13 protein-coding genes are annotated in these 13,328 nt (G+C 58.7%); 3 read left to right on the forward strand and 10 right to left on the reverse strand.

The window, feature by feature from the left end; translation table 11 throughout:
• Positions 1-88: 88 nt before the first annotated feature.
• Positions 89-1,186: an iron-sulfur cluster carrier protein ApbC gene (gene apbC, locus B3187_RS00940; protein ID WP_286804240.1), complete on the forward strand. Its 1,098-nt coding sequence runs from the start codon at positions 89-91 to the stop codon at positions 1,184-1,186.
• A 67-nt stretch (positions 1,187-1,253) separates the two neighbouring features.
• Here the strand turns inward: apbC and B3187_RS00945 are convergent, their stop codons facing one another.
• The gene (locus B3187_RS00945; RefSeq protein WP_286804241.1) at positions 1,254-3,206 is read right to left on the reverse strand and encodes a family 16 glycosylhydrolase; all 1,953 of its coding nucleotides are present in this window, start codon (positions 3,204-3,206) and stop codon (positions 1,254-1,256) included.
• A 302-nt stretch (positions 3,207-3,508) separates the two neighbouring features.
• Here B3187_RS00945 and dcd point away from each other — a divergent pair, with 302 nt between their 5' ends.
• On the forward strand, positions 3,509-4,078 hold the full coding sequence (gene dcd / locus B3187_RS00950) for a dCTP deaminase (RefSeq protein ID WP_024459494.1): 570 nt from the start codon (positions 3,509-3,511) through the stop codon (positions 4,076-4,078).
• On the opposite strand, the gene B3187_RS00955 is transcribed toward dcd, so the two are convergent.
• From B3187_RS00955 to B3187_RS00985, 7 genes are all read right to left on the reverse strand, one after another.
• On the reverse strand, positions 4,059-4,724 hold the full coding sequence (locus tag B3187_RS00955) for an SCO family protein (protein ID WP_123636816.1): 666 nt from the start codon (positions 4,722-4,724) through the stop codon (positions 4,059-4,061). The two genes, dcd and B3187_RS00955, sit on opposite strands and share 20 nt — an antisense overlap.
• 2 nt (positions 4,725-4,726) lie before the next feature.
• Entirely contained in the window at positions 4,727-5,071 is a 345-nt protein-coding gene (locus B3187_RS00960) for a cytochrome C oxidase subunit IV family protein (RefSeq protein ID WP_286804242.1), read from the reverse strand.
• 8 nt (positions 5,072-5,079) lie between these two features.
• A complete protein-coding gene (locus tag B3187_RS00965) occupies positions 5,080-5,760 on the reverse strand; it encodes a heme-copper oxidase subunit III family protein (RefSeq protein WP_286804243.1) in 681 nt (226 codons plus the stop codon).
• Between the two features lie 4 nt (positions 5,761-5,764).
• Positions 5,765-6,451, reverse strand: coding sequence for a cytochrome c oxidase subunit 3 (locus tag B3187_RS00970; RefSeq protein WP_123636819.1), 687 nt, complete (start codon positions 6,449-6,451; stop codon positions 5,765-5,767).
• Positions 6,448-8,205, reverse strand: coding sequence for a cbb3-type cytochrome c oxidase subunit I (locus tag B3187_RS00975; RefSeq protein WP_286804244.1), 1,758 nt, complete (start codon positions 8,203-8,205; stop codon positions 6,448-6,450). Before B3187_RS00975 ends, B3187_RS00970 begins: the two co-directional genes overlap by 4 nt.
• A 25-nt stretch (positions 8,206-8,230) precedes the next feature.
• Entirely contained in the window at positions 8,231-9,583 is a 1,353-nt protein-coding gene (locus B3187_RS00980) for a c-type cytochrome (protein WP_286804245.1), read from the reverse strand.
• A 112-nt stretch (positions 9,584-9,695) separates the two neighbouring features.
• Positions 9,696-10,250, reverse strand: coding sequence for an NAD/FAD-utilizing enzyme (locus B3187_RS00985; protein ID WP_286804246.1), 555 nt, complete (start codon positions 10,248-10,250; stop codon positions 9,696-9,698).
• A 549-nt stretch (positions 10,251-10,799) separates the two neighbouring features.
• On the opposite strand from B3187_RS00985, the gene B3187_RS00990 reads away from it, so the two are divergent.
• Positions 10,800-11,909: a M15 family metallopeptidase gene (locus B3187_RS00990; protein WP_170162820.1), complete on the forward strand. Its 1,110-nt coding sequence runs from the start codon at positions 10,800-10,802 to the stop codon at positions 11,907-11,909.
• 107 nt (positions 11,910-12,016) lie between these two features.
• On the opposite strand, the gene B3187_RS00995 is transcribed toward B3187_RS00990, so the two are convergent.
• Positions 12,017-12,502: an FKBP-type peptidyl-prolyl cis-trans isomerase gene (locus B3187_RS00995; RefSeq protein WP_024459503.1), complete on the reverse strand. Its 486-nt coding sequence runs from the start codon at positions 12,500-12,502 to the stop codon at positions 12,017-12,019.
• 101 nt (positions 12,503-12,603) lie between these two features.
• Positions 12,604-13,323, reverse strand: coding sequence for a DUF3108 domain-containing protein (locus tag B3187_RS01000; protein ID WP_286804247.1), 720 nt, complete (start codon positions 13,321-13,323; stop codon positions 12,604-12,606).
• Between the last annotated feature and the right edge of the window lie 5 nt (positions 13,324-13,328).

A 13,328-nucleotide genomic window follows, 5' to 3' on the forward strand; every position in this document is an offset into this window, starting at 1 on the left:
ATGGGTTCACGGCGGGTCTCCGATGGGGCTCCCCCCTCCTGGGTCGGACTACAAGCAGGCCACCAACACTCAATGGAACCCAGGATTTATGTCTGAAAACACTCAAACCAACATCGAAAACGCCGTAAAAACCGTGAAAGACCCCACAACAGGTCTGTCTTTGGGTGAATTGGGCGTGACCCCCGAAATTCACCTGGACGCCGGAGAAGCCGAAATCTCTCTCACATTGGGCTACCCCGCCGAGGGTGTCGCAGAGGAATTGGCGGGGGCAGTCAATGAAGCCGTGTCGTCAATTGACGGCGTGGACTCAGTCGCGGTCAATATCGACTGGGCCATTCCCGCCCGGGGCGGCGCCAATACCGGGGGTGAAATCCCCGGGGTGAAGAACATCATCGCCGTCGCCTCCGGCAAGGGCGGTGTGGGCAAATCCACCACCGCCGTCAATCTCGCCTTGGCTCTGGCCGCCGAAGGCGCCCGGGTGGGTATTCTCGATGCCGATATCTACGGCCCCAGTCAGCCCAAAATGCTCGGCGTGGGCCAGCGCCGGCCCGAGGTGGTGGAAGTTGACGGTAAACAGATGATGGTGCCCATCGAAGCCCACGGCATTCAGTCCATCTCCATGGGTTACCTGGTCACCGAGCAGACCCCTATGGTCTGGCGTGGGCCCATGGTCAGTGGGGCGCTGCAGCAACTGCTGACCCAGACCCGTTGGGACAATGTCGACTACCTGATTGTCGATATGCCGCCGGGCACCGGGGATATTCAACTGACGCTGTCTCAGAAAGTGCCGGTTACTGGTGCGGTGATTGTCACCACTCCTCAGGATATTGCCCTGCTGGATGCCCAGAAAGGCATTGAGATGTTCCGCAAGGTTAAGGTGCCGGTGTTGGGCGTGGTGGAGAACATGGCGGTCCATGTCTGCTCCAACTGTGGTCACGAAGAACACATTTTCGGTGCCGGGGGCGGTGAGCGCATTGCCCGGGATTACGACACGCGGCTCTTGGGGTCGCTGCCTCTGGATCTGTCCATTCGGGAAACCACTGACAGCGGTACACCCACGGTGGCCGATGACGCGGACTCGGCGATCAGTCAGCGTTATCGCGCTATTGCCCGGACGCTGGGGGCTACCTTATGGCAGCAGTCCGGCGGCTCGGGCGGGCCCGAGATAGCCGTTGTCGAAGATTAGCGGGGGTAGAGAAACCTGTCCGGCGACTAAAGTCACCGGACAGGTAGGTGTGACCCTTTAACGGGGATTATTGACAGGTGCCGGTGCTGTTGGCGCTGTCGAAGGTCAGTGTTGTGTCGGTGATGTCGCTGACACAGAAGTTGACCGTGACACCGCCACTGGCGGTGGTGCTGGTAATAAAGCTGGCCACGCCATTGGCGTCGGTAGTAGCGGACTGGGTCTCACTCCAGGTGCCGGAGAAATCACCGGTTACGGTGGCGCCGCTGACCGGGTTGCCCAGATCGTCCGCGATGGTCACGGTGGCGGTGCCAAACTTCTGACCGCGTCCGGCGCTTTCGGTGCCGGTGCTGACGCTGCTGACCACAACAGAGCTGGCCTGTTCGTCGCCACTGCCACCATCACCACCGGTGGAACCACCGACGCCCAGGATCGCAATGTTGTCGATCACATAGGTGTCGGACGTAAAGGCATCCGGATCAATCAGGAAGATGACGGAGTCGACATCAGTGTTGGTCGTTTCGCCGTCGATTCGGTCGGCCAGGCGGAAACGCAGGGTCTGGGCGCCGTTGGAATGCTCAACGAAAGCTTCATACTTGCTGTGACGACCGGTGGGGTAATTGTCCGGAGTGGCGGTGGCCGTGTTTTCCAGCTGAACCAGGATCTGCTTGCCCACCAGGCTCGGATCGGTGTTGTTAATGTCCATCACGAAGGCTTTATCGCCGCTCAGGAAGGGTGCAACATCCGGCAGAGCGTTGGTGGTGGTAGCAATCACATCCCACTGGCTGGCGCCATCGCGGGTATAAGTCAGAACACCGCCGGTGGTATCAAACGTGCCGGTATAGCTGGTGTAGGTCAGTGCGCTGTTTCCGTCGAAGTCATCCAGTACGGTTTCAACCCCGTGGTCCGGTTCGATGAATACCGGAATGTTCAGCGTGTGAGTGCCGCAGCTGTTGGAGACCTCAACGGACAGGTCGCCCGAGGTTGCACCGGTGTAGTCCACCTGTGCGGTCGCCGTACCCTGGCCGGATAAGGTCGCCCCTGCCGGTACGCTCCAGGTATAGGTGCTGTCGGTGCCGATTTCGCCTGTCAGCTCGTAAGTGGCCTGCTCGTTCGGCGCCACAATGTGCGGTCCGTCGATGGCCGGCTGGCCCTGGTCATAGACGCGAACGTAGTCCACCTCCATGGTGACCGGGAAGATGCTGTCATCGGGCGTGCCGCCCCAGGTGCCGCCGACAGCGAGGTTAAGCAGGAAGTGATACTGGTAGTTTTCAAAGGTCCACCAGCTGCTGTCTTCCAGGTCAGAGGAGGAGATGGTCGAGTAGAGGATGTCATCGACGTACCAGCGCATTTCAAAGGGGGTCCATTCCACCGCGTAGGTATGGAAGTCGTCGGACCACTTTGCCGGTTGGCTCAGGATATGGGCGCCGGTAAAGGAGTTGTCGGGCCAGGGTTCGCCGTAATGAATGGTGCCGTGGGCGAGCATGGACGCTTGGCCGGTAGACTCGAGAATATCGATTTCACCGCTCATCGGCCAGCCCACGTCCGGGTCGGTGGGCAGCATCCAGAACGCTGGCCACAGGCCCTGACCTTCCGGCAGCTTGAGGCGCGCCTCAAAACGGCCATTGGTCCACTGGCCGCTGGCCGGCATATTCGCTGTACGAATGCGTCCAGAGGTATAGTTCAGAGCCTTGACCCGTTCCTTGCGGGCGGTGATCTTGAGAGTGCCGTTGGAGACGTCAAGGTTGTTGGCGCTGTAGGACTGCAGCTCATTGTTGCCCCAGCCGCAGATACCGTACTGGCAGCCGTCACCTTCCTGGATATCCCAGGCGCTGGTGTCTAACTGGGAGCCGTCGAACTCGTCACTCCAGACCAGGTTCTGGCACTGCTGGGCCTGGGCGGTGCCGGCCGAAAAGGCCAGAATGCCCGCCAATGCAGCGGATAGCCCCAGGGAGCGTTTGACCGATGGCGTGTTGTCGCGACGTTGGGCGTCGGAGACAGGTGTCTTATGGTTATATCTCATGCCGTTTTACCTTTGTTATATATAAAAATGGTATCGCGGTTGTTGTGCGGCCCTGCTCAAAAAACCGCAGTGTCAACTTACGCCCCGGCCGGTAGTGGGTCGTCCCACTTTGGCGTGTGAATCAAAGAGGGACATGGCCCGGCGTAAAGTGGGACACCGCATATTCCCGCCAGGGCTGTGTTTTCGGGCATTGGGTGTTGCGTCGGCCGAACGGGGCCTTGCAAAGGTGGGATTTGGGCGTGAAAACCGCTATGATGCGCTCCCTTCATTTTCAACTGAATCGCCCTCTGTGGGAGAACCCGATGAGTATCAAGTCTGACAAATGGATGCGCCGCATGGCGGAGCAGGAAGGCATGATTGAGCCCTTTGAGCCGGGGCAGGTGCGCTATGACGCAAACGGCGAGCGGATGATTTCCTACGGCACCTCCAGCTATGGCTACGATGTGCGCTGTGCCGACGAGTTCAAGATCTTTACCAATGTCTACTCATCGGTAGTCGACCCCAAGAACTTCGACGATAACAGCTTTGTCGACGTCAAGAGTGATGTGTGTATCATTCCGCCGAATTCCTTTGCCCTGGCCCGGACCGTGGAGTACTTCCGGATTCCGCGCAACATTCTGACGGTGTGTCTGGGCAAATCGACCTACGCCCGCTGCGGCATAATAGTCAACGTGACTCCACTCGAGCCCGAGTGGGAGGGCCATGTGACCCTCGAGTTCTCCAACACCACGCCCCTGCCGGCGAAAATCTATGCGAACGAAGGCGTCGCCCAGATGCTGTTCTTCGAGTCAGATGAGGTGTGCGAGACGTCTTATCGGGACCGGGGTGGGAAATACCAGGGCCAGCGCGGCGTCACTCTGCCCAAGACCTGATCGCGTCGGCCTGGGTTGCGTAATAGTCCCGCACAGCGCGGTAATCTTTCAGTAGCTGACTCACGCTGAACTGATAATTACCGCGCTCGTTGCGCTGGGGTTTGAATACCGCCTGCAGTTGCGCCCTCGGGTTGAGTAAAAACAACATCAGCCCGTGCTCCACACCCTCCGGCCCCACTCGAGCCATTATCCCCAACCCCTGCTCAAAATTCTTATGCTGTCGGCGGCTCTGCTCGGCGCGGGTCAGACCAATGAACTGTGGATGAAAGTAGGGCACATACTGCGCGAGCACCTCGGGCCGGTCCCGGTCCCCATCCACGCTGTAAAACAATACTCTCAGGTCCTGATAGTCTTCCGTCTGCTCCAATAACGCCATCATGTCCGCTACCTGGACCAGCGTGGTGGGGCATATATCCGGGCAGTGGGTATAGCCGTAAGAGATCAGGTGCCACTGCCCCTTGAGGTCCGAGCGGTCGAAGGGCGAACCATGATGGTCCAGCAAAGTGAACGCGTCGAGTTTTCGGGCGGGCTGTAGGTACGCGCCCTGCAAGGTTGGCGGCGGGGCATAATGGGTCAGGATGTGATAGCCCGTGGCGCCGGACAGAATCAACAGCAGGCCTGTGGCGACCAGGATCCAGCGGCGCATGGTCAGGGGCTCCCACCGCTCCACTGGAAACTGAGGAACGTCAGGCGGCTCCAGTCGATGTAGTTCGCTTCGATGGCCATCAGGGCAATGAAAACCAGGATGGCAAACAGTGGCACGATGACGATGAACTTGAGCGCGAAGCGTTCCCAGGCAAAGTGCATGAATATTGACACGATCAGGCCGGCCTTGAGCATCATGAACAACAGAATCAGGGACCAGCGCAACGTCCCTTGCAATTGAAAATAGTCCACCAGGTAGGAGAACAGGCTCAGGACAAAGAGCAGTAGCCATACCTTGAGGTAAAGGCCGATCGGGTGCTGTTGGCCGACGGTTTCCACATGACTCATAACTCACCTCACCACAGATAGAAGAAGGCGAAAATAAACACCCAGACCAGGTCGACAAAGTGCCAGTAAAGGCCTGCGATCTCGACGATTTCGTAGCCTTTTTTTTCGTAGTCCCCGCGGCGGACCTTGAATGCCACAATCGCCAGGTAGATGACGCCGCCGGTAACGTGCAGGCCATGAAAGCCGGTGATCATGAAAAACACCGCGCCGAACTGCTCGGCGCCAAACGGGTTGCCCCAGGGGCGAATGCCCTCTTCGACAATCAGCTTGGTCCACTCAAACGCCTGAAGCCCGACAAAGCTTGCCCCGAGAAGCGCGGTCAGCAACATGAATATAAAAGTCTTCTGCCGCTCGCATCGATACGCCCAGTTCACCGCCATGGCCATGGTGCCGCTGCTGGTAATCAGAATGAACGTCATGATGGCGATGAGTAACAGCGGAAGGTGGGCGCCAAACAATTCCATGGCGAAGATTTCGCTGGCCGGGGGCCAGGGCTCCGAGGCTGACATGCGCACCGACATATAGCCGATCAGAAACAGGCTGAAAATGAAGGTGTCACCGACGAGAAACACCCACATCATCAGTTTGCCCCAGGGCATATCGAAGGCCTGCTTGTCGGCCGACCAGTCGACGACCAGACTGTCCCAGCCAGAGGGGTTGAGAGGAGTGTCGGGTTTATCGGTGCTCATGGAACTAGGCCTCCAGTCCGCACAGGATGGCCAGGGCTCGATAGGTATCCGCCGAACGGGTCAGAAGCCAGAACAGCAACACCCAGACCGCGAGCAGATAGTGCCAATAGAGCGCGCACAGGCGCAGACTGTCGATGATGGTCCGGGCCGCTTCGGCTCGCCACATATGTCGCAGCGGCCGATACAGGACACCCAGCCCGATCAACAGATGAATACCGTGAACGCCGGTGAACAGGAAGAAATAACTGCTCGCCGGGTTGCTGCGTACCCCATACCCCATGTCGCTGAGGATCTGCCATAACCACACCTGGGCAATCAGGAATTGCAGTGCGAGAAAGCCGGCGCCGAGTAAGGCCGCCAGACTCAGGCCGGGCTGACTGGCCCTGGCCGCGTTCAGGGAAACCTGCATCAGCACACTGCTGAACACCAGCAGCCCCGTATTCACCCAGAGCCGCGTCGTGTTGCTCAGCGGGCGCCAGGCGTCCCCGGCCAGGGCTTCAAAACCGGGGTATTGGGAGTGGGTCAGAAAGGTCACGGCAAACAGGGAAAACAGTACCGTGGCGATCGCCAGAAACAACGTCAACGCGATCCGGCGACTCTGAAACTCCCGCTGCGGTGAATCAAACGGAGCGTTGGCTGGCACGGATTCTTCGAGCCAGGATTTTTCCGTCAGTGCGTGCCAGAGTTTCATGACGACGCCTCCTGTGTTGGATGTTTGCGAACCTGATCCGGGGGGAGGTTCTGGGGAAGGTAATCGTCCTCGCAGTCCGGAACGCTGTAGGCATAAGCCCAGCGGTAGACCTTCGGGCTCTCCGGCCCCCAGTTACCATGCCGGGGTGGCATATCGGGGGTCTGCCACTCCAGTGTGGTGGCGTGCCAGGGATTGCGCTCGGACGGTGAGCCCCGTTTCAGGCTCCAGAACAGGTTGATGATGAAGATAAGCTGGGCCAGACCGACGATCAGTGCGGAAACGGTAATGCCCGCGTTGAGGGTCTGGGCGGAGTCCGGCACGAAACCGGTCTCCCCCATGGCGTAATAGCGGCGGGGCACGCCGAGAAAGCCCAGGTAGTGCATGGGAAGATAAATGGCGTAGGTACCGAGAAAGGTTACCCAGAAGTGCAGTTTGCCCAGCCCCTGATGCAGAATGCGCCCGGTGATCAGGGGGTACCAGTGATAGATGGCGGCGAACAGAACCATGATGGGGGAAACCCCCATGACCATATGAAAGTGCGCCACCACAAAGTACGTATCGGACAGCGGCAGATCCACCACCACATTGCCAAGAAAGAGACCGCTCAGACCGCCATGAGTGAAGGTAAAAATAAAACCAATGGCGAACAACATGGGCACCGTCAGATGGATGTTGCCTCGCCACAGCGTCAGCACCCAGTTGTAGACCTTGATCGCGGTGGGTACGGCGATGATCAGGGTGGTGGTGGCAAAGAAAAACCCGAACGTCGGGTTCATGCCGCTGACGTACATATGATGCGCCCAGACGACGAAGCTGAGCAGTCCGATAATGACAATGGCCCACACCATCATTCGGTAACCGAAAATGTTTTTTCGCGCGTGAGTGGCGAGAATATCGGACACGATGCCGAAGGCGGGCAGGGCGACGATGTACACTTCCGGGTGACCGAAAAACCAGAACAGATGCTGGAACAGCAGCGGGCTGCCGTCGGAGTAGTCCAGGGACTCCCCAAGGGATACCAGGGCGGGCATGAAAAAGCTGGTGCCTACGGTCTTGTCCAGCAGCATCATGATGGCGCTGACCAGCAGGGCGGGGAAGGCCAGCAGCCCCATGATGGTGGCAATGAAAATGCCCCACAGGGTCAGCGGCATGCGCATCAGGGTCATGCCGGCGGCGCGCGCCTGCAGAATGGTGGTGACGTAATTGAGTCCGCCCATGGTGAAGGCAACGATGAAAATGGCCAGTGAGGCGAGCATGCAGATGATGCCCCACTCATACCCCGGCGTGCCTTTGAGAATGGTCTGCGGCGGGTAGAGTGTCCAGCCGGCCCCGGTGGGTCCCTCCGGCACAAAAAAGCTCGCCATCAGCACAATGACTGCCAGCAGGTAGGTCCAGTAGCTGAGCATATTGAGGTAGGGAAAGACCATATCCCGGGCGCCGATCATCAGCGGGATCAGATAATTGCCAAAGCCGCCCAATAAAATCGCCGTCAGCAGATAGATCACCATGATCATCCCGTGCATGGTGACAAACTGCAGGTAGGAATTCGGGTTGATGAAATCAAAGGTGTCCGGGAAACCCAGTTGCAAACGCATCAGGGCCGATAGCGTCAGAGCCACCAGACCGACAAACACGGCGGTCAATGCGTACTGAATGGCAATGACCTTGTGATCCTGACTCCAGATGTACTTGCTGATAAATCCGGTGGGCTCGTGGGTGGCCACCGGTTGATCGGCCAGAGCGGTGTATTTCATACCCGATCCTCAGACAGTGCTCGGTTTACAATTGATTGATGTAGGCCAACAGGTCATCAATGGCCTGCTTGTCGTGCAGGGTTCTGGCCATCAATGTCATCTGGGTGCCGTAGTAGTCGCCCTTGTGGCTGCCTCGTACTCCCTGCTTGAAGTGCTCGAGTTGGCGGCGTAAGTACCAGTCGTGTTGACCGGCCAGTGCTGGCGCATTGGTGGCGTAGTTTCCCTCGCCTCGATCGCCGTGACAGCTGCTGCAGTTGCGATACAGGCGCTCGCCCCGCTGTGCATCGCCAGTCACGCTGGTGTCGGGAGTCTCGCTGGTCAGGGAATCGATATGCGCGGCTACATCCCTCATTGCCTGTCGATCCGGCAGTGTGGCCATCATGCCGGCCATCTGCTGACCGAAACGGTCCGCTTCGTGACTGCCGCGCACGCCGGTTTTGTAAAAGTGCAATTGCCGTTCGAGGTACCAGGGGTCGAGGTGGCTGAGCCGTGGCGCGTTCATGTTCGCGTTGCCGCCGCCCTCCGGACCGTGACAGCTGGCACACACGCCATACAGTTGGGCGCCCCGCTGCGGATCGGCGTGATCGTCGTCCTGAGTGTCAGCAAAGGTCGGCTGGCTGGCCAGCCAGCGGTCAAAGTCCTCGCGTGGCTCGATGACCACCTGACCGCGCATGGTGTGATGGGCCATGCCACACAGCTCCATGCACAGAATGTCGAAGCGCCCGTCCCGCGAGGGCTCGAACCACAGATAACTCACCATACCCGGCACCATGTCCATTTTGACGCGGAATTGGGGGACACCGAAGTTGTGCAGCACATCGCGGGAGCGCAGCAGGGCCTTGACCGGCTGATTGACCGGCAGGTGCAGTTCGTTGTTGAACACCAGCCGATCGTCCTGGCCGGCGGGATCGCCCGGATCCAGACCGAAAGGGTTCTGCTCACTCATGAAGTGCGGATGGGTGCGGCCCAACTGGCCGTCCTCACCGGGGAAGCGGAACGTCCAATGCCACTGTTGGCCGAGCACCTCAAAATGAGCGGCGTCCTCGGGAGGGTCCACAAATTTGGCCCAGACAAACAGCCCCGGGGCCAGCATGGCTGCCACGCCGACGCTGGTTATGACGGTCAGCCACAGCTCCAGTGGCTTGTTCTCGGGTTCGTAGTGCGCTTTGCGGTCCCTGCGGAATCGATGGCGGAATATGGCATAGGCCATGAACAGGTTGACCGCAATAAACACAAAACCGGTCACCCAGAAGGTGATTTCAACGGTGCTGTCGATATTGCCCCAGTTGGACGCCAGGGCGGTAAACCACCAGGGGCTGACGAAATGAAACAGCAGGGTGCCTGCAACCAGTAACACCAGAACGATTACCAGAACCATGGCGGTGCTCCGCTGCCTTTGTTATCGGTTGGGGCGGCAGACCGGCCGGGGCCGGGGGTCGCCCGACGGTGGCGACCCCTTCGTGGACCGCCGAAGGAAGAGAGTCGGCCTGTCAGGGCGCCCAGCGGATAAACTTGTGCCACTGTTTCTGGGCACCGACCACCCAGCCCGGCACCGACTCGCCCAGACCCATATCTTCGACATTGGGGTGATCGGCGATGATTTTCATCAGCCGCTTTTCCTGCCCCGGGTCCACATCCACAATCAGCAGGTGCCGTCCGGAGTTGATGGCGCGCTCAAATTTCAGGTACTGGTGGTTTGGTCTCTGAATGCCGATCAGACCGCCCTCCCAGGTACAGAAGCCCAGCAGGATGATCGACAGGAAAATCACCGGAATCCACAGGTAACCTTCGCTCAGCCCGACAATGTAGGCGACGACCAGGGGAATGGCCGCGGCAACCAGGCCAACCAGGAAACCGATTTTGCCCGAGTGAATCACATCCTTGCGCAACAACGATTCCACCTGATGGAGGTGATGGGACTCCAGACCAGCGTCGTTATTGCTCAGGATATGGATCTGTGGGCGGGCAATGCCCCGAGCTTCCAGGTCGCTCTCCAGGCGCTCAAGGTCATCCAGGTCCTCACTCAAGTAAAAATGGCGTCTCATGCGTGTCACCTATGGTTTGGGTGTGGATGCACTGGCTCCGGGGCTGACAGCTTGACGGCCTCAGATGAAGTATAGCAGCGGCGTTGGGGGGCTATTTCAGCGCCGTGGGGGCCAACTGGGGGGCTTGAATGATTGGGTATAAGGGGTTAGCGAGCTTACATCGTAAGCGTATAAAAGCCCCCGATTTTTGCGGTTTTTATGATGTGGCTTTGTTAGCCCGCCGGTGGTTATGAAAAGATCATCTAGCCGGGCCCTTCTCGGCGCAAGGCTAAAGTTTTCAGGGCCCTGGCCGCCAAATCCTGTGTTAAGAACGTTCTTTATAGATAACGGTGATAACCAGCCGAATTGATATAAGCGGCCGCTGAAAAATGGCTGGGAATACGCTATAGTTGGGCCACGAGTGTGACGTAGGCGGTTGTTTTTAGCGCTGATTCGTGTTCCCGGCGATCCGCCGATGCGTCGAGCTCAACAAGAATGAACTATCGGTACCCGCCAACCGCGTTTGGCGGCGCGTCAATTAAAGAATGCAGTAAGTTCGAGAGAGGAACGGTGAAACGCAGAGATCTACTGGTTGGCTTTGTATCCGGGGTTGGCTTTACCGCCGGCAACGCATACCTCTGGCAAATGGCGGAGAATAGCAGCCAGGCTCGTGAGACGTTGGCGGAAGACGGCTACGACCTGGACGGAGATCCCTTTGCCATTCCTGACGGCGAAGAGGGGATCGGCGCGCCGGTGTCCCCTCCGGCCTCCCGGGTTCGCGCGACGGTGGCCGATGCGGTTGACCTGCCGTCGCTGGATGCCCTGACCGAAGAGCGCTCGATCCAGAGCAGTTCTCTGGTGGAGGCGGTCGAGCAGAACCTGGCCCAGGCAGACCGGGAGAGCTGTTGCAGTGGTCACAGTCACTCAGCCGACCATTCGGGCCAGGTCGCGGAAGGTGAGGCGCACGCCCGCGTGCTGGAAAAGGTCCGGAACTTCAATGGCGATTTCATTGACGATATCTTCCTGACCGAAACCGAAAAGCCGGTACTGCACTCGCTGTTTGTGCGCCTGAAGCGGGCCGAGCGCCTGGTGGGGCACGGCAACTACAACCTGCTGAGCTTCGATGAGCTGTTCAAGTACGGCAAACGGTTTTCGGAAGTGGGGGCCTTCACCCCGGCCGAATTCCAGATGATCGAGAAGCTGTTCTTCACTGAGGCCAAAAAATACGGGTTCTATGGCGAAAAGGTCACTACCGAGCTGACCGCCAAGATTCCACCGCGTGAAACCATCAAAATTCCTTATTCCGGCCACTATCTGCTGCGGGGCGATTCGGCGGCCTATTACGACAAACTGCGCCGGGATATCGGGGACAGTGTCATCCTGACTTCCGGGGTTCGTGGCAACGTCAAGCAGATGCACCTGTTTGTGGCCAAGTGCCTTGAGTCCAATTACAACCTGTCCAAGGCTTCGCGCTCACTGGCGCCACCGGGCCACAGCTACCACGGGATCGGTGACTTCGATGTGGGCCGCGTGGGCTGGGGGTACTCCAACTTTACCGACAAGTTTGCCGAAACCGACGAATTCAAGCGGATGCAGGACCTGGGCTACGTACAGATCCGCTACACCAAGGACAACCACTACGGGGTGCGTTTCGAGCCCTGGCATATCAAGGTGGTGTGACGGCGTCATTTACGCCGTTGCAGACAGCAAAAAGCCCCTGAACGCCTGGCGTCAGGGGCTTTTTCGTGGGGTGCGCGGTGTGCACCCCGGCAGCAAGCGCTGGGCGCTTAGTGCTCGTGACCTTCCGGGCCGTGCACGTGGCCGTGGGAGATCTCTTCTTCGGTGGCGTCACGCACATCGGTGACTTCCACGTCAAAGTTCAGGTCAACGCCGGCCAGCGGGTGGTTGGCATCGATAGTGACGGTGTCACCTTCAACGGCCGCTACGCGTACGATCTGGGTGCCCTGCTCGGTCTGGGCCTGAAACTCCATGCCCACTTCCACTTTCTCAACGCCGGTAAACATGTTGGCCGGCAGCTCCTGGATCAGGTTGTCGCTGCGCTCGCCGTAAGCTTCGGCGGCCGGTACCTGGGCGGTCAGTTTGTCACCCACGCTCTTGCCTTCCAGCTGCTTTTCCAGGCCGGGGATGATGTTGCCAGCGCCGTGCAGGTAAACCAGCGGACCACGCTCGTCATTGGACTGGTCCAGCTGCTTGCCTTCACTGTCGGTCAGGGTGTAGTGAAAGCTGACGACGCTGTTGTTGGAAATGCTCATAAATTAACCTATTGGTTGCGGGTGAATGAAAACGCGTTAAACGTTGATGGGGACGGTGGCGGCAGAATACAACCGCCGGACGCCCAAAAATGTTCGAAGATTCAGAAGGATTCGATGTTTTTGCCGTTAACTCGGGCTTTATCGATGTCAATCGTGTGTGAATCACCGTCTTCCTGCTGCTCCAGACGCACCAGCAAATAGTCCCATTTGGGCGCCAGCCAGGCGTAGGTGACCCGATCGTCATCGTCGCGGCTGCGCATGACTTTGACGGTATCCACCTCACCCATGGGGGTATCCAGTCGCTCTTCGGCGACAATTTCAAACCGGTATTCCTTCATCTGGCCGCCATCGGCAATGGCGTACTTCAGGTTGTTTCGGCCCTCGATCAGGTCTTTCTGGAGCTGAATCTGGTAGCTCAGCTTGTCCTGGACACGCTTGCGGATATCCATGGCCCAGCTTTTACCCTGGACATCATTGATCACCCGCTCCTTGTCCCAGTTGAAGGTCAGCTCGGCATCCCGGTCGCGGCCCAGACCGCGGCGCTTGTAGAAGTATTTGCGGGGCTGAACCACGCCGTCTACCCAGTCAAACTGGGAGATTTCCTCAATATTGCCGATCCAGGAGTCCGCCTCGAAGCGCAGCTGCTGGCCGCCATCTTCGAGGTCCGTCAGCTTGTGGGTAACGGTGACCTTGATGCCGAAAATACGGGTGGAGTACTCGTTTTCAAAGCTTTTGGGCATTTCCGCACTGACGCTCGCGGCGAGCAGGGCGGTCAAGCCGACGGTGGCTAGGGTGCGCAGCAATACGTGCTTGAGGGGCATAAAAG

The sequence above is a fragment of the Marinimicrobium sp. UBA4209 genome (assembly GCF_002381585.1).
GTDB lineage: Bacteria > Pseudomonadota > Gammaproteobacteria > Pseudomonadales > Cellvibrionaceae > Marinimicrobium > Marinimicrobium koreense.